Here is a 22702-nt window from a genome sequence, read left to right as displayed (position 1 = left end):
CGGCGTTGGCGACCTGGTTGCCGGAGCTATCGAACAGGCGAAGGTGCGCATGGCCGCCGTACGCCCAGAAGGAGCCGTCATCCAGTTGATACGAGTCGATGTCAGCCGATAGCGTTTCTCCAGCACCAAGAGTGATCTGGAACATATCGACGTCGAGTCCACCATAGGCGCTATCGCCGATCTCCGAATCGATCTGTGTTTCAACCCCTATCGTGAGATTCACCGATTGAGCGGAGCTGATTGTGTCGCCGATATCGTTCGACGATCCGCCGCCGTAATCTCGGTTAAGTTCCAGCTCGTATTGGAATGTGTTGCCCGTAGAGCCGGAGCCGGTGGAATAAGCGCTATAGGACTCGTTGCCATCGGAAGAGACACCCAGGTAATACGTTCCCCCGGAGTTCGAGGTGTAGTTCAGAACGGGATCACCGCCGTAGCCGGAGTCCGGGTCACTGCCGCCAGCGTAATCGGCATTGGCGACCTGGTTGCCAGAGCTATCGAACAAACGAAGGTGCGCATGGCCGCCGTACGCCCAGAAGGAGCCGTCATCCAGTTGGTATGAGTCGATATCGGCCGATAGCGTTTCTCCAGCTCCGAGGGTGATCTGGAACATATCGACGTCGAGCCCGCCATAAGCGCTGTCGCCGATCTCCGAATCAATCTGCGTCTCGACCCCATTGGTGAGGTTGACCGTCTGGGCGGAGCTGATCGTGTCGCCGATGTCGTTGAACGAACTGCCGCCATAATCTCGGTTGAGTTCGAGTTCATACTGGAACGTGCTGCCGCCGTAGCCCGAACCGGTGGAATGGGGATAGTATGACTCGTTGCCATCGGTGGAGACGCCCAGGTAATACGTTCCGCCAGAGGTCGAGGTGTAATTCAAGACTGGATCGCCGCCGTAGCCGGAGTCCGGATCGCTGCTGCCAGCGTAATCGGCATTGGCGACCTGATTGCCGGAGCTGTCGAACAGGCGGAGATGCGCATGGCCGCCGTACGCCCAGAAGGAGCCGTCATCCAGCTGGTACGAGTCGATATCCGCCAATAGCGTTTCGCCAGCGCCGAGAGTGATTTGGAACATGTCCACGTCGAGCCCGCCATAGGCGCTGTCGCCGATTTCCGAATCAATCTGCGTCTCGACGCCAATGGTTAGGTTGACTTCCTGGGCGGAGCTGATTGTGTCGCCGATATCGTTCGACGATCCGCCGCCGTAATCTCGGTTAAGTTCCAGCTCGTATTGGAATGTGTTGCCCGTAGAGCCGGAGCCGGTCGAATACGCGCTGTAAGACTCGTTGCCGTCCGAAGAGACGCCGAGGTAATACGTTCCCCCTGAGGTCGATGTGTAGTTCAGAACTGGATCGCCGCCGTAGCCGGAGTCCGGATCGCTGCCGCCGGCGTAATCCGCGTTGGCGACCTGGTTGCCGGAGCTATCGAACAGGCGAAGGTGCGCATGGCCGCCGTACGCCCAGAAGGAGCCGTCATCCAGTTGATACGAGTCGATGTCAGCCGATAGCGTTTCTCCAGCACCAAGAGTGATCTGGAACATATCGACGTCGAGTCCACCATAGGCGCTATCGCCGATCTCCGAATCGATCTGTGTTTCAACCCCTATCGTGAGATTCACCGATTGAGCGGAGCTGATTGTGTCGCCGATATCGTTCGACGATCCGCCGCCGTAATCTCGGTTAAGTTCCAGCTCGTATTGGAATGTGTTGCCCGTAGAGCCGGAGCCGGTGGAATAAGCGCTATAGGACTCGTTGCCATCGGAAGAGACACCCAGGTAATACGTTCCCCCGGAGTTCGAGGTGTAGTTCAGAACGGGATCACCGCCGTAGCCGGAGTCCGGGTCACTGCCGCCAGCGTAATCGGCATTGGCGACCTGATTGCCGGAGCTGTCGAACAGGCGGAGATGCGCATGACCGCCGTACGCCCAGAAGGAGCCGTCATCCAGTTGGTACGAGTCGACGTCGGCCGAGAGCGTTTCGCCAGCACCAAGGGAGATCTGGAACATGTCGACGTCGTAACCACCGTACGCGCCATCACCGATCTCTGCTTCGATCTGTGTTTGGACGCCATTGGTCAGCGACACGGAATAGGCCGTGCCGATCGTGTCGCCGGCTTCTATGATCGGATCGGCGATACCCTGGGCGTCGAAGTTGCCCATTCCCAGCTCAAATGTATCGGTGGCGGACAAGCTTCCGCTGGTTACCGTCGTGGAACTCCCATAGTGGTAAACGATGTTGTCGTTATAGTCGACGACCCACAACGAGGTAGAACCACTCTGAGCACCAATTGTGATTCCGCCCGCGTTTGCGTTGCTACTGTCAAGACTCCAGCTTCCTTGCAGGGAACCGCTCGAGGCAGAATAGACAAAAACCTTGTCCGCCCCATCGTCGACAACCCAAATCGTTGTCCCGTCGGTGGTGATGCCTTTGGCGGCCGAGTTTGCAGCGTCGAGCGAGAAAGAGCTTGTGGCAGATTGAGTACCTGAAAGGAGCTCGGTGGCCGATCCGATCGAGGCGGCTCCGGCAAAGTACAGGACCTCGTCGTTGGCGGTATCGACAATCCACAAGTTGGTTCCGTCGGTGGCGATCCCTTCCGGGGAAACCGTCGCGTCAATCGTCCATTGGCCCAGCTTGGCTCCTTCGCTGTCATAGACGAACACATCTCCGCTGTCGTCGACGGTCCAGCGATAGTCGCCGGTCGATGTGCTGGTGATGCCGCGAACGTTCGCGTTGCTGGCATCGAGTTGCGGTTGGCCTACCCAGGTTCCGTCCGACGTGTAGAGATAGGTGCGATCGGCGTTGCTATCGGCGACCAGGAACTTGACGCCCCCTGAGACTTCAATAGGAGTCGTACCGACAGAAAACGATAGATCGTTGTAGTCTCGGTCGCCACCTCCATCCAGATCTTCGACATCGTACAAGAGCTTGCCGTTGGCCAACGTACTGACTCGGAAATGCTCGAACTCGATGCTGGAGTTGTTATCGTCTTGGTCAGGGTTGGCATCTTTGAACGAGAAGAAAGCATGCGCCTTCGAAGAAACATTGTTGGTGTTGTTGTTGATAATGTTCTGAGTCGTCGTATTCTGGGCCAGATAGAATGCGATCTGCGAACCACCTGGGACGATCACCTGGTAGGTTTGCCCCTCGAGATCCTCATTGTCTTCCGGTTGGGCGAAGACGACTTGCCGAGTCGCATCGGTTAGCGCCGCATACGCGTAGCCGTTACTTTCGTCCGGCAACAGGCCACCCACTTCTCCTTGGGCATTGTTGACAATGTACAGCCCTAGCTCGTTGTGGTAGGAAGCACTCAGGTTGACCGCTTCGATCTCCACTTCAAACACGTAAAGTTTCTCGGGATCGCCGGGGACAACAAAGCTGCCAGGCCCTACCTGAATCGTCACTTGGGTGGTTTCGGAATAGGCTCCGCTGGCATCTTTGGCTTTATAGGTGAACGTGTCGATTCCCGTGAATCCAGAATCGGGAACGTAAGTGAATGAGCCGTTACTGGAGAGCGTCAGGGTACCATCGCCGGTCGTCTGTACCAGTTCGGCCGTCAGCGATTGCGATTCGGTATCGGTATCGTTCGACAAGACGCCGTCGGTCGAGGAAACATTGAGGGTCACTCCTTCGGTTGTGCCGTAAGTATCGGCGACGGCAACCGGTGGATCATTCACCGCCGTGATCGTCAAATGGACGGTTGCCGTTGCGGAAAGCAGATCGGCGGCCCCGTTGGTTGTGCCGTTATCGGTAACGGTATAGGTAAAACTGTCCGAGCCGCTGTAATCGGCTTCCGGCACATAGGTAATCGTTCCATCGCCATTGAGTTGAACCGAACCATGCGACGCACTACCGACCGAGGTAATGGTGAGCGTCTGGCTGCTTTCATTGGCAGGCCCCGTGGTGTCGTTGCTGGTAATCTCTGCGATGGTGAACGTGCGCTGCTGATCTTCGTCAATCGTGAAGCTATCATCCGCCGCCGTCGGAGGGGCGTTGACTTCGCTTACCGTGATGGTGACCGTCGCCGAATCCGTGCTACCGGGCGTGCCGTCGTTGATCGTGTACGAGAACGTTTCTGTTCCGTAGAAATCGGCCAGCGGTGTATAGGAGATCTTGTCCCCTACGATCGTGATCGTTCCCCCTTGAGAACCCGCACCGACGCTTTGAATGGAAAGCGTTTCACCTGTATCAGGATCGATCGAGTCGTTGGCCAATACTTCCAGCAGGTTCGCCGAGGAATCTTCCGCGACGGTGTAACCATCGTTCGTGGCCGTGGGCGGATCGTTGACGGGTCCTACGGTGAAGTAAACGGTCGCGGTGGAGCTCTTCGCGTCGGCAACGCCGTTGGTCGTGCCGTCGTCGGTGGCGGTGTATGTGAAGCTATCGGGACCGACGTAGTCTGCATCCGGCGTATATGTGACGGAGCCATCCGGGTTTAGAGTCACCGTGCCGTGCGAAGCGGTACCGACGGCAGTAACGCTCAGCGTTTGGCTCGATTCGTTGGCCGGGCCCTTGCTGTCGTTCCCAGTTAGTTCCACGCCAGTCAGCGTTCGGGAACCGTCTTCATCGACGTTAAAACTATCGTCCGCTGCCGTTGGGCTATCGTTGACCTCGGTCACCGTGACTGTGATCTCGCCACTGTCTGTGTTGCCGTTCTCGTCAATGAGGGTATAGGTGAATGTCTCGGTACCGAAGAAGTCACTCGCTGGCGAGTAATTCAGCTTGTCACCCACGATCGACAGCGAACCGCCAGCAGAACCAAGACTGATGTCGGAGATCGAAAGCCCTATGCCGGTATCGTTTGCCAGCACATCAAAAACGTTGTCGATGCTATCTTCAGAAACGGTGAATGCGTCGTCCTGGGCCACAGCCGGAGGCTCGGCACCGACAAGCGTTACGGTTGTCGTCGTGTCATCATCGTTATTGACCAGGCGGAAGACGACGTCATAGGTACGTCCCACGGCTAGGTCCGAGATATCGAGTTCGACCGTTTGGCCCACATACGAGGTCGAACTTCCGGCAGCGGCGGTTTCATCCTCAGTCCAGTTGAAAAAGGCATCACGATTGCTCTGGAAGACGGGAACGACTGGCATTCCGTTCTGATCTACCAGTGCGACTTCGAACGCGTCGTTAATGAAGTCATCGTCGGCGCTGTCAAACGTGGCAATAAAATCGAACGTCAATACTTCCGGGTTTTCTGGAATCACGACACTCTTTTGGAGCGTCACCAGGAACGAATCTCCTTCGGTCAGCACGATATCGCCGTCGACTTCCTGGACCGTTCCGGGGGATTGAACGCCACCACTTTCCGCAACCGTCCAACCGGTCAAGACGCTGTCCGCCAGGCCAGGTAGCGAAATGACACCGTCGTCGATGCCTGGCCCGCCTGGGTCAACGATCACGCCGTTCGCAATGCCATCGGCATCGCCTCGACCCCCATCCTGCAAGTAGAGATAAATCTTGTTTCCATCGATGATCGCACCCGTCGTTCCATCAAAACCGAATCGCTCCCACTGGCCGGTTGCCGGATCGGTCTTGTAGTAGCTACTGGGTCGTGCATCCTCTGGCAGCGTTACCTCGACCACCGTGACACCACCCACTTCGACGTCCTCGACGGTGAAGTCAAAAACGCCGTAAGGAAGTGAGACTCGCTCTGCCGGTTTTTCCGATGCGAGCGTGGTCGACACGTTCTTCAGTTGGCCTGCGGTGGCGTCGATCGTCACAACAGAGCCGGCCGTACCTGAAAAGAAGCTGGCGACATGCCCCTGGTCTTGGTCGGCAACGCCGTCCTGGTTGCCATCACCATTGTTGGCAGCAAGCGACTCGATCAAGCTGGCGATGCCATCGTCATCCAAGTCTTCCAGCGGTTGCTCCGAGATATCGACTTTGCCGAAAGCATTCGGAAAATGAGGCAAGCGAACCAATAGATTCCCAGCGGAACTGGCATCGATATTCAGCAGTGCTTGGAACTGGGTACCGTTTTCACCGGAACGCAGTTGGGCGGTGCCTAAATACCGATCTTGTGCATTGAGCTGTTCATCGTCGCTGCTGTAAATCTCAACATGCGTTTCATGCTCCACGGCTTCGGGAAGCGTGCCATGAACGACGATACGATCGGCAGAAATCACCGTACCCACGGCATCGAATTCGATCGGCGCAGCACTCGGCTGCTGAGGCGTGATCGGATTCTGGCTACCAGGTGAAATGCGGAAGAATTGGTTTCCATCACTCGCGGAATTCGCGCCCGCCGTCGGCGAGACTGGCAGGGCACTGCTTTCGGACAATGAACTGCTACCACTTGGCCCGCCCTGGAGCGGACTTATGGCTGACGGCGCATGGGAAAGCGCGCTGCGTCCAAAGATGCCGTTGAATGAATCGGAGCCTCCCCCAGAATTTCCCGAGAACCGTTGATTCAACCGGAAGTCATCGGAGGAGACGACAGGTACCGACCAGGAATTGTCATCCCACAAATTGCCGACGATCTCGCTCTCGGTCAACGGCGCACGATCGAGGCGATTGGTCGAAGCGCGATTTGCCTGTACTTCGGTTTGCTCTGTTTCGCTCTGCAGCGAGCGCTCGTTCTGATGGCGCTGCCAGGTCTCGCTGCTCTCATTCGCGTCGCTACCAGGGCCGCTCCACCCCTTACTACCAAGCCTCTTGGTCGTGGGTTGGCTCTGGTCCGCATCGAACGCGGCCGGCCCATCTTCCCAGCCGCGGAAGCCGCAGTTGGCAAGAACATCGTCCATCCATACATGGACCAAACCGCCGGGCGCCTGCCGAGGCTCGAACTGCTCCAGGCGAGCCTGGTGGTTCTTAATTCGCTGACGTTCACGCTGCCGTCGCTTGTAGTGAGCGAACCACGTTTTAGCAAACCATTCGTTGAGCGAAACCATAAGAATTGCCTTCTTAGATTGGGTATTTCTCAATATGGCGGAGCCAATTTTTCACAAGACGCTGGAAATCGGTGGAGCCAAGATGCCAGGATCCGCCCGATCGAGTTCAGGCGAGTCGCGAGTTATCCCTGACTTGGGTGGTAGGAACTTAGCCGGTAAGGTGTAGTCCGAAAGGACTGTTACTTATTTCTGACACTCAGACCACAAAAACGACGGCGTGAACTACTTGCGAAGAACTTCGCAGGGCCTAAGTGTTGAATCGGTAAAAAGAATTTTGAAAAAAGCAATGTAACCACATACTTTCAAAGCGTTTGTAAATTCTTCCAAGCCGTTGACGAGTTGCACACGCAGACATTGTCCTGCCTTCTGCGAAAAGTGTCATTATTTCAATCCCGAAATGGACCACCTGAACGAGGGTCACCGTGCGAGGTCGCGATACCCCCTTGAAGGGCTGCGTTGGATTTAATCATTGCAATATAAAGATTGCAACTACGTTTAATGTAATTTTTGAAATATTTGAGTTTCAGATTGTACGCTCATGCGCTACGGCCATTCTAAGCCCTGGCGGAACTAATTGGCATATCGGGCGTGTTTGCACATTTGGAGCCCTATCGATCTATGAGTTCAACCGTTTTCAGTTCTGGCCCTTCGGGAGAAAATGGACGCGCGCTCCAAGAACTTTCGCGACAACTTAAGAGCGAAGAATGGGACTACTGTTTGCGCAATGCGTGAAACAAGTTAGCGCCGGATAGCTCACCGGCAACGTGGCGTGCACATGTATCGGCGCTATCGAGCCTCGCCAGCCGGTATAGCGATTGCGATCCGATTCACATTCAACTTTTGTGCTAACGACGAAAGCACGGTCCGCACGTTCCAGCAATGGCGACGAGGTCTAAAAGCTTTGGCAACGAATCGTGAAAGGGCACGCTTCAGCGAACTACGACCAAGTAATATTCGCTTCGGACCAACGCACCAAAGAGTAATCGTCATCGAAACAGTTTGCTGTGCGCTGAGCGTGCGTTAGAATCCCTGGGACTTTTCCCGCTAAGTTTCTCCGGAGTACCCGATGAAAATTGGACTTCTACACGCTGGGCAACCCAACGATGGCATTCGTCGGTACAGCGAGATACTTTCCTGGGGATTCAAGCGTTATCAGCATGCGACGATAGGCGACGAAGTTCTGGCCGGTCCTGATCCGGCTTCGGTTTGCATCGTTGCTCAGAAGCTTTCCCAAGTCGATATCGCTCATGTCCAACTGCGATGCCTGCGAGGCAGCATAACGCTCGCGCCCGAGATCGGGCCAGGCGATCACGTCACGTTTCAATTCTTCGAGCGAACGCGCGCACCGATCGTCGCCACCATTCACGATGTATCGACTGCGTCGTGCAATGAAAACGCCTGCCAGCAAATCGCGAAACTCGCGTCGATGTGCTGCCAGCTATTGGTGTTTACCCGCCAGGATCGCGAGAAACTCTTGCCGTATGTACCTTCCGAAAAACTTTACATCATGCCCCATTTCGTCGAGCCGCGGCGCATTGTCGCGGAGAAAGACGAGGCGAAGCGCATGTTGGGGTTGCCTGATACTCCGGTCATTACAGTGCTAGGCAAGATCTACTTCCGAAAGGGCTATCACGTTTTTCTGGAAGCGTTTTCGCGTCTCCCTCAGAACTGTTTTGCCGTGCTGGCCGGACGACCTGCTGACATCGGTTCCAGCCAGAGTTATGCCGAGCAGTTGGTTTCCTTCATCGAAAAGCAGGGACTGGTGCAGCGTATTCGGATCACAGGCTACCTTCCCGACGAACTATTGGACTATTACCTGGCGGCAACGGACCTGGCCGTTTGTCCCTTTCTGCAATCGGCCGCCTCGGGATCGATTTCCAGTTGGATCAGTCACCGCAAACCGGTTCTCGCGTCGGACCTGCCGTCGCTGCGCGAATACGACCTGATCGCGCCGGGGGCAATTCAATTTTGTCCTCCCAACAACAGCCAGGCCCTCGCCGATGCCATCCAGAAACAGCTCGAGGCATCCAATTCGCAAACGCAGAATGATGCTCTGAAGCAAGTCCACCAGGTGCTGCAATTGAAAGAGATTTCCCGAAGACACCATCAGGTTTACCGCCGCGCCCAGGTGGTGTCGCATCTGAACAACGCCAGGCGCACGACGCGGGAAGAAGCAGACGTCGCACCCAAGCGATTTGCGTTGATAAGCCATCCGCGTTGCGGAACGCACATGCTTCGCACAATGCTCATGCAGCACCCGGGCGTCGATATTCATGACGAGATATTTAACGACGAATCCCCCAAAACCGAAGCGTATCGTCAAATGACCACCAGCCAAGTTTTGCATGGCCTAGGGGGCTCGCCACGCGGGGCGATGCCGGGGTTCTTGCTGCACCTCGTGCATGGCGTTGGCCCTTGGTCCGATGTCTGGCAGAAGTTAGCGGACGATCCGGAGTTTCGCTTTATCGCGCTGAAACGTCGAAACCATCTGGCACGCTTTGTCTCGATGGCCAAGGCGAGCCAGCTCCGTCACTGGCAAGTCTATCGAGACGAAGAAGTACCCAAGACGAGCCCGGTGTATGTTGATCCGCTCGAATTCGAGCAGGACTGCTATGCTTATGACGAGCGATGGAACTTGTTTGAATCGTTGGTTCCTCAGCAGCAGCGGCTCACAGTGTGGTACGAAGAGTTGGACGAAGAACCTGAGGTACCATGGCGGAGTATTACCAACCACTTGCAGCTCGATGACCTGCCATGTCCGGAACCCAAGACGATCAAAGTTGGCGATGAACTTCGCAGTGAAATAGCGAACTATGAGCAGCTAGAAAATTACTTTAAGAACTCTCCGCTGGAAGCCTGCTTTGCTAATGATCCGTAACAGATCGGATCATCGATTTAGATTCACGCACTCGCATGCCGACCAAAGTTCGGCGTAAGAAATGCCTACTTAAACCCAGGTCAACTATGGCGAACATCGTTTTTACATGGGAATTGGGAGGGGGATTTGGTCACGTGGGACGTTTCCGCCCCATCGCAGAGCGATTACTCGACGCTGGTCATCGCGTGATCATGATTGTCAAGGATTTGAAGCGCGCGGCGGTATTTCTCACTGATCTTGATGTTCGTCTTTTTCAAGCACCGGTGAAGATAAGTCGAGCAGTGCCGTACAATCCCACCCCTTCGACGTTTGCCCATTTGTTAGCGAATATGGGTTACCAGGAATCGCGAGAGCTGAAAGCGATGTTGTCGGCCTGGCGCAACTTGTTCGATCTATTGCAGCCTGATCTGCTTCTCTTTGACCATAGTCCTACGGCAATGCTTGCCGCGCGTGGTCGACAAGCGTTCCAGATGACGATTGGCACCGGGTTTTGCTGTCCGGTAGACGAATTTCCTTTGCCACCGATGGCCCCCTGGCGACCGATGGAGGCCGCGGATCGCCAGCATCATGAATTGATTCTTGTGGATCGTATTAATTCCGTTCTGCTGAGTGAGAAGCAGCCGGAGATTGAGCGCATTGGGCAAATCTATGGAGACATGGACGTCAACCTGCTGACGACGTTTGCGGAGCTCGATCATTATCCTCAACGTACGACGGGACATTACCTTGGCGCATGGGCGGGTAGCACTCAGCAGGCCAAAAACAAGGATGCCGCGGCGGCCGATCCGGCACTCGATTGGCCCCAGGGGAAAAAGCCAAAGGTGTTCGTCTATTTGAAGCCCGCCAAGGCGGTCACCGATCTGTTGCGTTGGATCAGCGGGCAAGGCCTTCCGGCGGTTGTGGTGGGGGACGGTTTGAATATGAAGCATCTTGCGTCGGTCGTTGCTCCCAATGTCCAACTTCACCAAGGCACTTTGCCCATGGAATCGGTACGGGGTTGGTGTGACATCGCGATCCTCAATGGAAGCCACGGCACGACCTGCGACCTGCTTCTCGCCGGTAAACCGATCTTGCAGATTCCCCTCACATTCGAACAGGCGTTGCTCACGCATCGAACCGTAAAGATGGGAGTCGCGCTGGATGCCTCTCCCGAACAACCAAGGCAAGCAATCCAGCAATTGGGAACACTTCTGAACAACCGCGAATTCGGCGAGCGCGCCCAAGCATTTGCCAAAAAGCTTCGCTGGTTCAACCCGGTCGATGCGATCGACGCCTGTGTCGAGCAGATTATCAAAGGTATTGAGTCGTCACCCAATTCCCAATCCAAATCAATGGTACAGTTTTAATGGGCCATTGATTTGGATTGGGAGAATAAATGCCTTGGCATTTCAAAGGGTATGTGCTCTAACCTCATGCTATATAACGATTTGTGCCGAACTCATCTGGAAGTTGAAAAAAGTGTTGTTGAGTCCACGACTAATACTCTTTCAACTTTTCAAGATCTTGCCATGAGCACTTTTCGGTCGCTACCGCTCGGAACGGCTATCCGCATCTGGTTGAATTAGCATGAGGTGGGTACCGTTAGATTAGGTGTCTTACCTACTAAGATACGATTACACCGATAGGTGGCCGCAATTCCGAGTGGCTTTAATTGGGCATGGTCAACTGTTTCTGCCTGAAGTCCTTGGTAGGCAAGCAGGCTTGTGGCGACGGTGAGCGAGATCGGGCGGTTCCAGATGGGCCATGTGAAACGGGTTCCGGCTCCGCGTGCCGTGTGAAAACCCACGGTTGTTAGTTTCTCGCCACGTGGAAGTGATTGAAATAGAGGCCAAGCTTCAAGAGCCAACCGATTCGCGCCGATCATCCCACCGGAACTACTTTTCGTGGGGTCGCCACTGGGCATGTGCCATTGATAAGCGTGTCGCCGGTCCTCACGCGGTTCGAGGTGCAGCGATACGCCTGCTAAGGGATCGCCATAGTCCCAGGGCTCGAAAAGGGATCGTTGTAGATGTTCGCGCGTCGTGTTTTCCAAAAGCCCCCGTACGTTGATGGGATGATAATCGCGCCGCGTTGTCTGAAGCTGTGAAATTACGGTTTTGTCGACCAAATCCGACCCGTTACAGCTCAGCCAGTCCGCATCGCAGCGATCTGTAAGGCTGGCCATCTGGGCGGCATTCGCGAAGGCTTGACGCATGCCTACCGAATCGATGAACTCGCTCAGGCGAAGTGGGGGATAGCTGTCTATTTCAGATACGACCAGCAGATCGGTCAGCAGGGCGAGCAGCGTCTCGTTGTCCGTCGCAAGCGTATCATCAATTTGAATGACAGGCCTCCAAGCTCCTTCGATGTGGGCCCAATTCATGAAGACTGACGAGGGACGGGCCGTATCCAATGTCCGCAGCACGCCGAGCGCTGCTAAGAAGCCGAGCGGATTGCTACCATCGATTCCCAGCAGTTTGAATTCCGAATGGCCAGCCTCGGTTGAAGTCCCAGTATCCGTGGAACGAATCGAGGGCAGTTGAACTTTCGATTGGCCATCCCCAGGCGAAGCACTCGCCTGCCAATCAGCCAAGCGGACGACCGTTTCTAGGTACGCTAAGCCCCACCAGCCAAACGTTCGATTCAAATTCCAAAATCGCTCGGCAATGCCTGAATCGAGGCGGTGCAATGGCAACATGTTCTGACGATCGGTTTCCGAGAACGTGGGCCCTCCCAGGGAATTCAGCTCGATCCCCTCAGGCTTCTCGTCGATACAAATTGGCGCGAAGGGCCGGGCATATCCATGATGAGCGGCAATCTGATGCTTCAGCAGTTCTCTATCGACAGATTCCAAATCAAACCGATCGACTAAGTCTACCGAAGGCATTTCGTGACGAAAGTGTTCCGGCAATTCCGTGGGGTTGGCGGATCGTCCCTGGTCCGATTTCGCCATTAACATGGGCTGCATATAGGCAATGGAAAGCGGCATGCCGAGAAGCATCGCTTGGAATCGCGGGTCGGCTTTACCGAGGTCATGCAACCGGGCCGACATCGTCGTGGTGGAATGAAGGGGGGCCGTCAATTCGGCTGCCTGGCTGAAACGCTTCGCCGCTTGTTCGACGTCCACCAAATGTTGTGAAAGCGAGATCGACCCTGAGTAACTAAGTTCGTCGTCTTCGTCTCCAAACGAAGCTAGAGGAAGTGCGGCGTGACATAAGAGTGCATCGGCTACCTGCTTTTCGAGTCGCTTGGATATCCAAGCCAGTCCCCCTTCGTATCGGAATATTTTTCCGCCGAGAATGAATTTTGGCTCCTTTAGGAGTTCCAGCAGCGCTCGCTGGAATATCTCTTTGGTTTCGGTCGATTGGTTCCTATTCGCAAGGAAATCTTGAACGAGGTCTTTCAACGTTTTGAGAGATAGATCTTTGTCAGGGTCGCCAAATTCTTTGAGAACGCGTTCGCAAAGTTTACCTAGATCGCCTTTTGTCTTTAATTTGGGATGAAATCGTAGAATCACTTTCCGGCGACTCTGAAGAAATCCATGGTCGGCGATATCCAGCGGCGCGATTTCTTTATAGGCTTTCACAGCCGATTCAAACCGAGAGCCCAAGGCAGCCTCTTGCCCAATCCCCGCTTGATAAAGTTCTCGCGCCGTAAACTCGGAAGAGACTCCTTCGGAGTGCGCGGGAACGTGGCCAAAGAATTCCCAGCCTCCCTGTTCGATGGGAATGACAATGGTTTCGCCGGGACGAATCTCCGCTACCGACCGGCCATCGATTTGAATGCTGCCGGGACGATTTGGCTTTTCAATTCCGCGCCACAACAGAACCTCGTGTCGCGTATACTTGGGATCGTCTGAGCCGTCCGTCGCATCGACCGCTTCTCCCAAAACATCGCCTGAAGCGTCTTCCCCGCGTTCACCGCGAAGCCACTGGCGAAAGAGGTACAATGGAACCGGCATGCATTCCGCCGAAGTGGGAGGGCACGTTTGAATGGTGGAGATCCAGCGATTCTTTTGCTCTGAGGATGGTGTCAAATTTAGATCGGCCCGCCAACACACTCGGACATCGGGTGAAACGTCGCGTGGCCCATGCAGATAGTGGCTGACGTCCGGCTCCGGCGTTGGCCGTGGCGCCGTTTGGCAAAGCAGGTCCATGTGGGCTGGCATTAGGATGGGAGCGGATTCACTAGGAGCTAGAAGTTGAACACGGTCTTCTTCCTCCATCGCTTCCAGCTTCGCGTCGAACGAACGGATGCCGAAGTCAATCGTCCCATCGGCTGATTCGGCTTCTTTCTCTTGCAACCAATGCCATGTATGGGCTAAGGCGTTGCCATAAATGGGATCGAGCGGGTTGCTCTTCGTGGTATCGGGAAGCTTTTCTTTTGGGGGAACGTCTCCTTCCGCCGCCACGATCACGCCGCGAACCGGTTTGTTCCGCTGTGCGTTCCATCCACCCAAGCGGTCGAGTCGTCCAAAGCGTTGCCGCAGCGCGTCTAGACTGGCACATTGAGTGACCATGCCATCAAAATCGAGATCCGCCCCCACTTCCAAACATTGCGTTGCAACGACGAAACGTGTTGTGTCCTCCTGCGTACTTTTACCTTCCTTCGCCCCGAAAGTTGCCAAAAGTTCAGGCGTCATCTTATCGCGGTCCCGCGGTCGCATTCGCCCGATCATCAGCGAAACGGCTTCTTTTTTCAATTCCTGGAGTTGTTGAAATACCTTCCGGGCGATTGCCACGCGGTTAACCACTATGGCAATGCGTCGGCAACCCTGTTCTTCTACCAATTGCAGAGCCTGTTTGACGATTTTGTCCGACAAGACCTTCGACAGTTTGGAAGCTTTTGCCTTTTCCGCGAGAACCAACTGGACTGGTTTAGGACAGTCGTGGCGCTTTCTTAGTGGTTCGTCCGTAGCGTAATCTTCTTCCGTCAACTCCAGGATATTAGAGTCATCATCTCTTTCGGTCGGCGTCGCCGTCATCTGTACGAATTGAAAAGGAAGCTTCAGCGTTTCGTCCGCCCAAGGTTCACCGCGATACCGTTGGATCCAGTGCATCGTCTCACCAAAGGGGCGCGAGCAGTGGGCCTCGTCTAGGAAGATCAAGCTATCGTGGGAGGTCAGCGCGGCATGGATGGGCAGGTTGCGGTCCGAGACGCCGTAGCCTCGAAACAGCAGACGAGAACCAACCTGATCGACCGTGCTCGACAAAACCGTGGGTTGAAGCGGCGAACGGACCCAGGCATCGTCGCGGTAAATTCCTCCACGAAGTTCAAAGCAATCGAGCGGCGGCGCGTCATCATCACCCGTAAGTTGCTTCAGCCACAGGGCGACCCGTTTGAGAATGTTGGCGTCACTATCTGCTTTCTCGTCGGAGGCTGCGACTTGCAGCTTTTGGGAGATCTGTTCCGCGCGGCGATGGGCGTCGTTGACGATGATTCGCCGATCGACCACAAAGAAAATACGCCGTCCCGCCGTCATTTGTCCGTCAGGACGATTCGCTTCCGCAGCCTGAAACGCGAGGGCGAACAGGGCCGCGTCGATCGCAGCCGTCTTACCGCTGGCCGTGGGAAGTTTGAGCGTGCTGGGCCATTGGCCAACGCAGGCCATCTTCGCCAAACGCTGTTGCCACTGAAACGGAGTATGGCCGTGAATCGCTTCATAAAAAGACGCGAAGTCTTCCACCGTCAACGCGCGGAGATTATCTACCGGGGTACTCATCGTTTGTTCCTTGTCGACAGCGGCTTGCAGAATCCATAGCCGAAGTAGCGGCCCGCTCCGATTAGGACGGGACCCCGCACAGGCTGCTCGAATTGCAAATGAACATGTACTTGAGGCCGGGCAGGCTTGCCTGCGCGCGTTGGCATTATGGGAAATCCATCACCCAGTGGAGACGATTCGCGAGAGGCCGCGCCGCGGACTTTTCGCGTCTTCTGAACGGCGCGGGGAACCCCTTGATGTACCGAGGTCTTATCGATGAACACGTTCACTGGACGAGGGAGCCCCGCGTGTTTGCACGCGGCGGCAATCGTTCGCGCAACTTCCGCTTCCCAAGCCGCCCGGTCTTCGGAACGAGACTGCTTGGGAAAGCGATCGAGCACCACCGGCGTGACGCTCGCCCAATCGCGGCTGGCCCGAGTCCAGGTTTCGTTCTGAAGCGCCAAGGGAGGCGCGGGGCGGGCTTCAAGGTCCAATGTCCATTCGCCCAAACGGCCCAGCAATAACTCGACCGGAATGCGATTACCTTCTTTAAATAGCAATGGTGAAAGAACCTTCCCCCGTTCCCGGGGTGAGATCCGATTAGGGAGAACCAGCGCCAAGCCCAATAAATGGCCATCCGCATGTTGACTACCGACATACGGTAGCGGAACGAACGCTAAGTGAGGAAACTGTGTTGGAGAACCATCTGGTTGATGCCCGCTTACCCATTCAGGAATGGGGTTCTTTAGGCGATTAAGTACCGTTTCGCGTAGCCGCTGTGTCAAAGCTAAGCAATCACTCAGTCCAAGATTACGGCCATCGAGCTTAGATAAGATCGTTAGCGTACTGTCGTAGTGCTCGCCCACAGCGACGGTTTCGGACTCTGCGTCCGAGCGGCGATATCCTTGCCATGTACCAAGCACCGGCGGAGTCGGCTCGGGAGGCCGTAGCGACGTCTTATAGGGTTGCCGGAAATCAGCTTCAAACTCTTGCTGCGCGGCCTTCTTTTCTTTTCCCTTGGCCCCGTCAATCTTCGACTGCAATTCCACGAATCGTTCGATCCGATCCACGCCACACGCCCGCCGCAGCCGGCTCAGCTCACCTATGTCGGCGACACGCGCTTGTTGCTGGGCAAGTTCATCGGTCGGCTTCCAAGAGATATAAGCGATGGAGTTGGCTGAATCATCGCCATGCCGTTTCGGTTCGCCCAGATAGGCCCAGGCCCGAACCAAGGACGAGGAGTGACCGACGCGAATCGTCTCGCCGCAAACCTGTTGCAGCGCCGACAGATAGGGTTCCGATTCCGTGACATTAGGCCAAACATAATAGACCGAGGTGGCATCCGGTATGACGGTTGGATAGCTCCGTTCCTGCTTGGAACGCGTCAGTCCCGGGGTAGACTGAAGCACCGCCTTGTTGACCGTCATCTTGTCGTTCACCGGCACATAACACTTGGTCAGTGAGCGAACCGATGCCGCACTGGCCCGCATGTTGGGAACGCCTTGTTTTTCAAGCCATTCTAATGCCGCGACTTCTTCCGGATCCTCGCCTCGCTCGAAACAAGCCGCCGCCAACGCCATGAACAGACGCCCCGGGTGCGGAGGCCATTCTGGCTGGTCGCGGTTCGCCACGCTGGCGGCGACGCATCGCCCGGTAAGATAATCGATTTCAATGGTCAGGGAGGCCATCATTCGCCCCCTTCCTCGGCACCACTTTTGACGGCCAGGTCTTGGCTTTTGCGAACCAGTTCAACCAGTTTCTTTGCGGGCTGCAGCACCAGCGGTTCCGTTCGCCAAGGAAGCGAAAGTTTCGTCGCTTCCTTAACGGCCGCGTCCAGCAAAGAAATGGCCTCGTCCGCAGACAGGTCGAACTGTTCGATTTTCTCGCCAGCTTTGCCGAGCATTTCCCATTGTAGTGTTTCCTCGGGCCACAGCAGACAACGCGAACGCAAATCGAGCCCGCGCTCCGCCGCCAGCGCCGCCCCGCATAACCCCAGCGCGGCCAACACCGTCTGCGCGGCGAGATTGATTTTCATGTCGCTTTTGAAACCGCCATCCAGCGGAAAACGCAAGCGACGTAAAGCGGGCAAGGAAAGTACCGTCGATTGCTCAGCGTAGTCGATGGTGACCCCACCGGCTTGATAGACCCGGTCGCCATCTTCATCAAGCAAGTCCTTACCCAAGCTAGAAATGGATGGGGTAATGTTCCCATGGTTCACCTCCGAAGGCTTGCCATCTTTCCCCACCAGTCGCGGTTTCTTCTTGTCCATAACCGCTTGCTGATCGTCGGTGGTCCAATCGCCATCTTTGCCTTGATAAATTGGTCCGGCCTTCAATTGAATCGCCAAGGGATCCATCCGGCTACTGGTTTTGACTCCCAGCGAAGCATTGACACCGATGATCTCCGAAACGATTGCCCGTTGGAACTTTACCCCGAGGCCGCCTTTCGGCCCTGTGGAATCCCAAATGCCGTAGACCAGTGCTGTCGGGCACAACTCGAAAAGGGGTGTCGCATTACGAAGCGTGGCCAACGACAACTTGCGTCCTTCCTCGGAAACACGAAACGCCACACCATTGAGTTCGCTATCGCGTAGAATCGCATCGGCCACGCGATGCGGTGCTTCCAGACTAGTAACGCGGCCTATCGGTTCGTACAAGCCTTCGGAAAGCTTGTCGGTATCGGCTGGGTCGACGATCGGAATACCGCTGAAATCGACTTCGACGACCGGCAAGTTCAATCGTCCTTCGTCCACGGCATCTTCTTGCAACGCCTCTTCACAGCGATTGGCCTGGCTTTGAACGGAATCCAACATCACGCACCGCACCGGTTCGTCTTGCCCCGGAATGCGTCGCCATTCCATCGCGTAAACCGATCCGGCATAGGTTGGTGGAAACACCTTATCGCCAGGGCCACCGGCCGGTTGCAACCGAGCCCGACACCGAAACGCAGCCGCCGATTGAACGGCTTCCTGGAGATCTTTCAATTTCAACGACATAATAAGCCCCCGATAGATATTGCGTAATGAGATGTTAGCAACTGGTGTACTGTGGCTGGAGCGTAGATGCAAGCTGTGACACGTTTGGTCACTCGCTATTTGTGTTTTGTCGAATCGATTGTCGCGATTTTAAAAAACGGCGATAGAATGTGAACACTCTTCAAACAGATGTTTCGCTAAGCGTCCTTAGCGTTTTGCGAATTGTTCTTTGGCAACCTCATAATTTATGAACGCGAACTATTAGCCGGCTTGTATGGCAATAGACTTCCGTCGGCGCGAAACCGTCGACGGAAGTCTTTCCATGATTTATTAGACCTTCCAGGCCATTTTTGTTGACCCTATCGTATTAGCCGGCTAACCTTAAGGCCGAACGCGCGCCGAGTGACGGCGCTTTTCTTCGGCCAGGAGGGTGATGCTTCACCGGGGCAATGGCACTCGGGCTTCCTGTCTGGCTTGAAGAGTCTTCAGGTTCTCCGCGCGGTAACCCCTTTTGTTAGCAAGGGGCCGATCGTGCGTAATACCTATTTGGTTTGCTACGACATCTGCGACGATAAGCGTCTCCGCAAAGTCTTCAAGACGATGCGAGATTTTGGCGATCATCTTCAGTACTCCATCTTCGAGTGCCAGTTTACGCCGGTGGATTTGGCGAAATGCCGCCATGAACTGAACGAGATCATTCATCATTACGAAGACCAAGTGCTGTTCGTTGATCTGGGACCGGTCGAAGGGCGTGGCGATCGTGTGATCTCGGCCCTGGGCAAAGCTTACACTTCACTCGATGCGTCCTGCATCATCGTTTAAGGGGACGCAACATGATTCAGGCAGAAAATGCGCTGCTTCCGGCCCGGATGATCAACGAATATGTCTATTGCCCAAGATTGTTCTACTACGAACATGTGGAGGGAATATTCGTCCATAATCTCGAAACGATCGAAGGAAGCCACGTCCATACCCGCGTCGATGGGAAGGAAGACGATCTTCCACCCGCCGCCGAACTTCTAGAAACGGATCGGCCCGCCAATCGCCGCAGTATCACGCTTTCCAGCGAACAGTATGGCATTATCGCCAAGTTGGATCTTTTGGAGACCGACGGTTCGCTGGTAACCCCGGTCGACTATAAGCGGGGCGAACCTTGTAAGGCGGAAGATGGCTCGATCGAAGCCTGGCCCGCCGATCGGGCTCAACTTACGGTTCAAGTGTTGATTCTGCGTGACAACGGCTATGTCTGTGAAGAAGCGATCGTTTACTATGCCCGTACGAAGCAGCGGGTACGTTTCACGATCGATGAACAACTAGTTGCCGAAACCTTACAGCAGATTGATGCTGCCCGCCGTTTGGCAAACGCCACCGAGATTCCACCGCCGCTGGAAGACAGCCCGAAATGCCCGAGATGTTCCCTCGTGGGCGTATGTCTGCCCGAAGAAACGCGGCGGATGAGCAATGTTCGGTCCATCTCTCGCCAGCAAATGATCCTGTTCGAGGTGGAACCCAATCGCACAGCGAATCTCAGCAACCAGCCAGGCGACGAGGATGTTCGTCGCTTGGTTCCCTCAAGGGACGACCTCAAGCCACTTTATCTCAATCAGCCAGGCCTCTACGTAGGATGCTCGCGTAAAGTCCTTCAGGTCAAGGACAAAAAGAAGATCGTTCAACAGGTTCGGCTGAATGAAGTCTGTCAGGTGAATTTGTTCGGTTCCATTCAGGTAACCACTCAAGCGATTCAGGCGATCTGTACAGAAGAAATTCCGATCGCGTACTTCTCGATGGGAGGTTGGTTTTATGGAGTCACCCACGGCTTGGGCGTCAAGAATATTTATCTGCGCCGTGAGCAATTTCGCTGGGCGGACGTGCCATCGTTCTGCCTCCGCATTGCCCGGGCACTTGTCGCGGGGAAGATCAAGAATCAACGCACGATGCTTCAACGGAATCATATCGAACCGCCCAAGGTGGCCCTGGTTCATTTGAAATGCATGCAAGAGGATGCCGAGACCGCTTTCTCGCAGGAATCGCTTTTGGGAATTGAAGGGAACGCGGCGAGAGTTTACTTCCAGAATCTGCAAGGAATGATCAAGGTCAACGATCCGGAAGACTCTCCGACCGATTCCGGCGCGGACGATCTCTTTACGTTTGAATTTAATTCCCGCAATCGACGACCACCGAAGGACCCGATCAACGCCCTGTTAAGTCTGGCATATAGCATTCTCGCGAAAGATTTAACGATCATTAGCCAAACGGTCGGCTTCGATCCGTTTCTTGGCTTCTATCATCAACCGCGATACGGACGGGCTCCCTTAGCGCTCGATTTGATGGAACCGTTCCGGCCGTTGATTGCGGACTCGGCCGTGCTGAGCGCGATCAATACGAAAATGATCCGCCCAGAGCATTTCATTCGCGCGGGAAATGCCGTGGCGCTCACCCCAGATGGCCGCAAGGCATTCTTTCGGGCCTATGAACAGCGGATGGACACACTGGTAACGCATCCACTGTTCGGCTACCGCGTCAACTATCGGCGGATCTTGGAAATCCAATGCCGATTATTGGCCCGGGTTTTAACTGGCGAGACAACAAACTATCCCGTTTTTGTGACTCGATAGCCCCTCAAAATTTTTATCCATTCAGCAATGAAATCGCGAGCAATTCTGCTAAACTACATCAGCGAAAAGCCGAACCCAGATCCATTTTTTTACTTCTTTCGCCCCGCGAGCGGCCAAGCAACCTCAAATTCCCGGCCATCGCTCGCGAGATCATAAGTTATTGCTAAGCAATGATTTCCGTCGACTCAATCTCCGTGCATTGGATTCTAAACCCAAGTTTGGTGCATGGCTCTCGCAAAGCAGGCTCTAACATTAGTGAAATTCGCAAGTTACGGGCCTGCTCCTTCCGCGCTTGAGAGAGCGCGGCTCCATTGAAGCACGGTGACGACGTAGTTTCCTGGGGTTGTTGGGTTCCCTTCCGCGCTTGAGAGAGCGCGGCTCCATTGAAGCAATCGTCCTCGCAGTCGTGCATTTCAAGCAACCAACCTTCCGCGCTTGAGAGAGCGCGGCTCCATTGAAGCGCGCCAGCTGCATTTGGATAAGAAAGCTTCCGACCCCCTTCCGCGCTTGAGAGAGCGCGGCTCCATTGAAGCTAGAACACAACCTAGCCACTTGGATCTTGAACAACGACCTTCCGCGCTTGAGAGAGCGCGGCTCCATTGAAGCTAGATGAGTTGGAGATGTAGCAAAATGTAGTTAATCGCCCAAATTTGACCGGAATTCACCGATATTTACCGTAGTCTCTGACTTCGGTGTTTTACGTGATTAATACCGAGTGTTACCGCGTTTCACAATCAATTCCTTCAATGCTTTTCTACTTATCGACATCCAAGATCAGGCTGCTGACGAGTGCCGTCTTGTTGTACGGCTTGCCTTTCACCTCACCAGATTCGTCTAGCACGGACTTGGTTCTGATGGCATAACGACCGGCGGAGATGCCCTCTAGTTTGGCTTTGCCAGTTTCATCGGTCGACACGCGGTGGCGTTTGCCGCTGGCATCGGTGATCGAAATGTTTAACTGCTTGGCAGGCTTTCCATCTAGTGAGGCGGACACATAGAGCGTGCTTCCTTCCAGTCGTGGGACCAAGTCCAGGCGAGCGGAAATTTGATCGAATGCCTTTTCAGCGTCTTGGGCTTGAATGGCCTGGGAAGTGGCGTACTTACAGAAGTACCATTCACGCGTTGGTGGTTCTTCTTTTCGTTCACGAGCGGGCCGTTCATTTCTACCCTTTGCTTGCGCTGCCCCCCTCCCTGACAAGGACTCGAACTGGTGACAGAGAGGTTAACAGCGGCTGGTTCGCAATCGTTCAAGAACGCGGGCCGAGTAGAACGCCGTGTAGCAAAGTGTAGTTAATTGCCCAAATTAGACCTGAATTTGTCGATATCTACCGCAATTTGCAAACCGTACATGTCGGCCTGAATAGTTCTTTTTTTCCCGCACTTCTTGATCTAATCCACCTTCGGACTTCTACTTATCGTCGATGAAGATGAGAACGATGTTCGGTGGGCTCGGTGTTTCGGCTGATTGGGCTTGTTTTAATGGGTGCAGTGAGGCTGTGGAAAGAGTCAGGATAAAGATGAGGGTAATAAGATTGTGTAGTAAATAACGGTAGGTGTTGTTGCCGGTCGGTTTGATTAAGCCATGCATCGTTATAGCGGCTCCATGGGATTTCATGTTCGGTGGGATGGGGGATAGGCAGCACTAGTATCGTCGGCAGTGAGGTCA

Annotated in this window: 10 protein-coding genes and 1 CRISPR repeat array; of the genes, 4 read left to right on the top strand and 6 right to left on the bottom strand. The window is 54.8% G+C overall.

All coding sequences use genetic code 11. The annotated features are described in order from the left end of the window. Positions 1–6889: Ig-like domain-containing protein (locus HOV93_RS10530; protein WP_207396457.1), on the bottom strand; the 6889-nt coding region annotated here is incomplete at its 3' end. A gap of 1066 nt (positions 6890–7955) precedes the next feature. On the opposite strand from HOV93_RS10530, the gene HOV93_RS10525 reads away from it, so the two are divergent. Both HOV93_RS10525 and HOV93_RS10520 read left to right on the top strand, forming a co-directional pair. Beyond that, the gene (locus tag HOV93_RS10525; RefSeq protein ID WP_207396456.1) at positions 7956–9767 is read left to right on the top strand and encodes a glycosyltransferase; all 1812 of its coding nucleotides are present in this window, start codon (positions 7956–7958) and stop codon (positions 9765–9767) included. Positions 9768–9901: 134 nt separating this feature from the next. Continuing rightward, positions 9902–11113, top strand: a complete 1212-nt coding sequence (locus HOV93_RS10520; protein ID WP_207396455.1) for a glycosyltransferase — start codon at positions 9902–9904, stop codon at positions 11111–11113. Positions 11114–11328: 215 nt separating this feature from the next. Here the strand turns inward: HOV93_RS10520 and cas3g are convergent, their stop codons facing one another. Genes cas3g through cas7g form a run of 3 tightly spaced genes read right to left on the bottom strand, consistent with a single transcriptional unit; the run spans position 11329 to position 18442 of the window. Continuing rightward, positions 11329–15468, bottom strand: a complete 4140-nt coding sequence (cas3g, locus tag HOV93_RS10515) for a type I-G CRISPR-associated helicase/endonuclease Cas3g (protein WP_207396454.1) — start codon at positions 15466–15468, stop codon at positions 11329–11331. Continuing rightward, a complete protein-coding gene (csb2, locus tag HOV93_RS10510) occupies positions 15465–17138 on the bottom strand; it encodes a type I-G CRISPR-associated protein Csb2 (protein WP_207396453.1) in 1674 nt (557 codons plus the stop codon). The genes cas3g and csb2 overlap by 4 nt, the downstream gene beginning before the upstream one ends. Further along, complete coding sequence (gene cas7g / locus HOV93_RS10505) at positions 17135–18442, bottom strand: type I-G CRISPR-associated RAMP protein Csb1/Cas7g (RefSeq protein ID WP_207396452.1); 1308 nt, start codon at positions 18440–18442, stop codon at positions 17135–17137. The genes csb2 and cas7g overlap by 4 nt, the downstream gene beginning before the upstream one ends. A gap of 510 nt (positions 18443–18952) precedes the next feature. Between cas7g and cas2 the strand changes: the two genes are divergently transcribed. Together cas2 and cas4g/cas1g are read left to right on the top strand one after the other, a co-directional pair. Continuing rightward, positions 18953–19243, top strand: a complete 291-nt coding sequence (gene cas2 / locus HOV93_RS10500) for a CRISPR-associated endonuclease Cas2 (RefSeq protein ID WP_207396451.1) — start codon at positions 18953–18955, stop codon at positions 19241–19243. Between the two features lie 11 nt (positions 19244–19254). Further along, a complete protein-coding gene (gene cas4g/cas1g / locus HOV93_RS10495; protein ID WP_207396450.1) occupies positions 19255–21036 on the top strand; it encodes a CRISPR-associated endonuclease Cas4g/Cas1g in 1782 nt (593 codons plus the stop codon). A 282-nt stretch (positions 21037–21318) separates the two neighbouring features. Beyond that, positions 21319–21642: direct repeats of the CRISPR family, unit length 36 nt; unit sequence CCTTCCGCGCTTGAGAGAGCGCGGCTCCATTGAAGC. A gap of 148 nt (positions 21643–21790) precedes the next feature. Here cas4g/cas1g and HOV93_RS10490 read toward each other — a convergent pair. Both HOV93_RS10490 and HOV93_RS10485 read right to left on the bottom strand, forming a co-directional pair. Beyond that, complete coding sequence (locus HOV93_RS10490) at positions 21791–22030, bottom strand: hypothetical protein (protein ID WP_207396449.1); 240 nt, start codon at positions 22028–22030, stop codon at positions 21791–21793. Positions 22031–22444: 414 nt separating this feature from the next. Continuing rightward, on the bottom strand, positions 22445–22624 hold the full coding sequence (locus HOV93_RS10485; protein ID WP_207396448.1) for a hypothetical protein: 180 nt from the start codon (positions 22622–22624) through the stop codon (positions 22445–22447). Positions 22625–22702 lie beyond the last annotated feature (78 nt).

Origin of the sequence: Bremerella alba (assembly GCF_013618625.1) — a bacterium.
Taxonomy (GTDB): domain Bacteria; phylum Planctomycetota; class Planctomycetia; order Pirellulales; family Pirellulaceae; genus Bremerella; species Bremerella alba.
The sequence above is the reverse complement of the archived record's forward strand: the minus strand, read 5'-3'. Positions and strand labels throughout refer to the sequence as shown.

Coding starts and splice junctions, on each gene's coding strand:
- HOV93_RS10525 (WP_207396456.1), top strand. CDS start 7,956: ATGAAAATTGGACTTCTACACGCTGGGCAACCCAACGATGGCATTCGT.
- cas3g (WP_207396454.1), bottom strand. CDS start 15,468: ATGAGTACCCCGGTAGATAATCTCCGCGCGTTGACGGTGGAAGACTTC.
- csb2 (WP_207396453.1), bottom strand. CDS start 17,138: ATGATGGCCTCCCTGACCATTGAAATCGATTATCTTACCGGGCGATGC.
- cas7g (WP_207396452.1), bottom strand. CDS start 18,442: ATGTCGTTGAAATTGAAAGATCTCCAGGAAGCCGTTCAATCGGCGGCT.
- cas4g/cas1g (WP_207396450.1), top strand. CDS start 19,255: ATGATTCAGGCAGAAAATGCGCTGCTTCCGGCCCGGATGATCAACGAA.
- HOV93_RS10485 (WP_207396448.1), bottom strand. CDS start 22,624: ATGCATGGCTTAATCAAACCGACCGGCAACAACACCTACCGTTATTTA.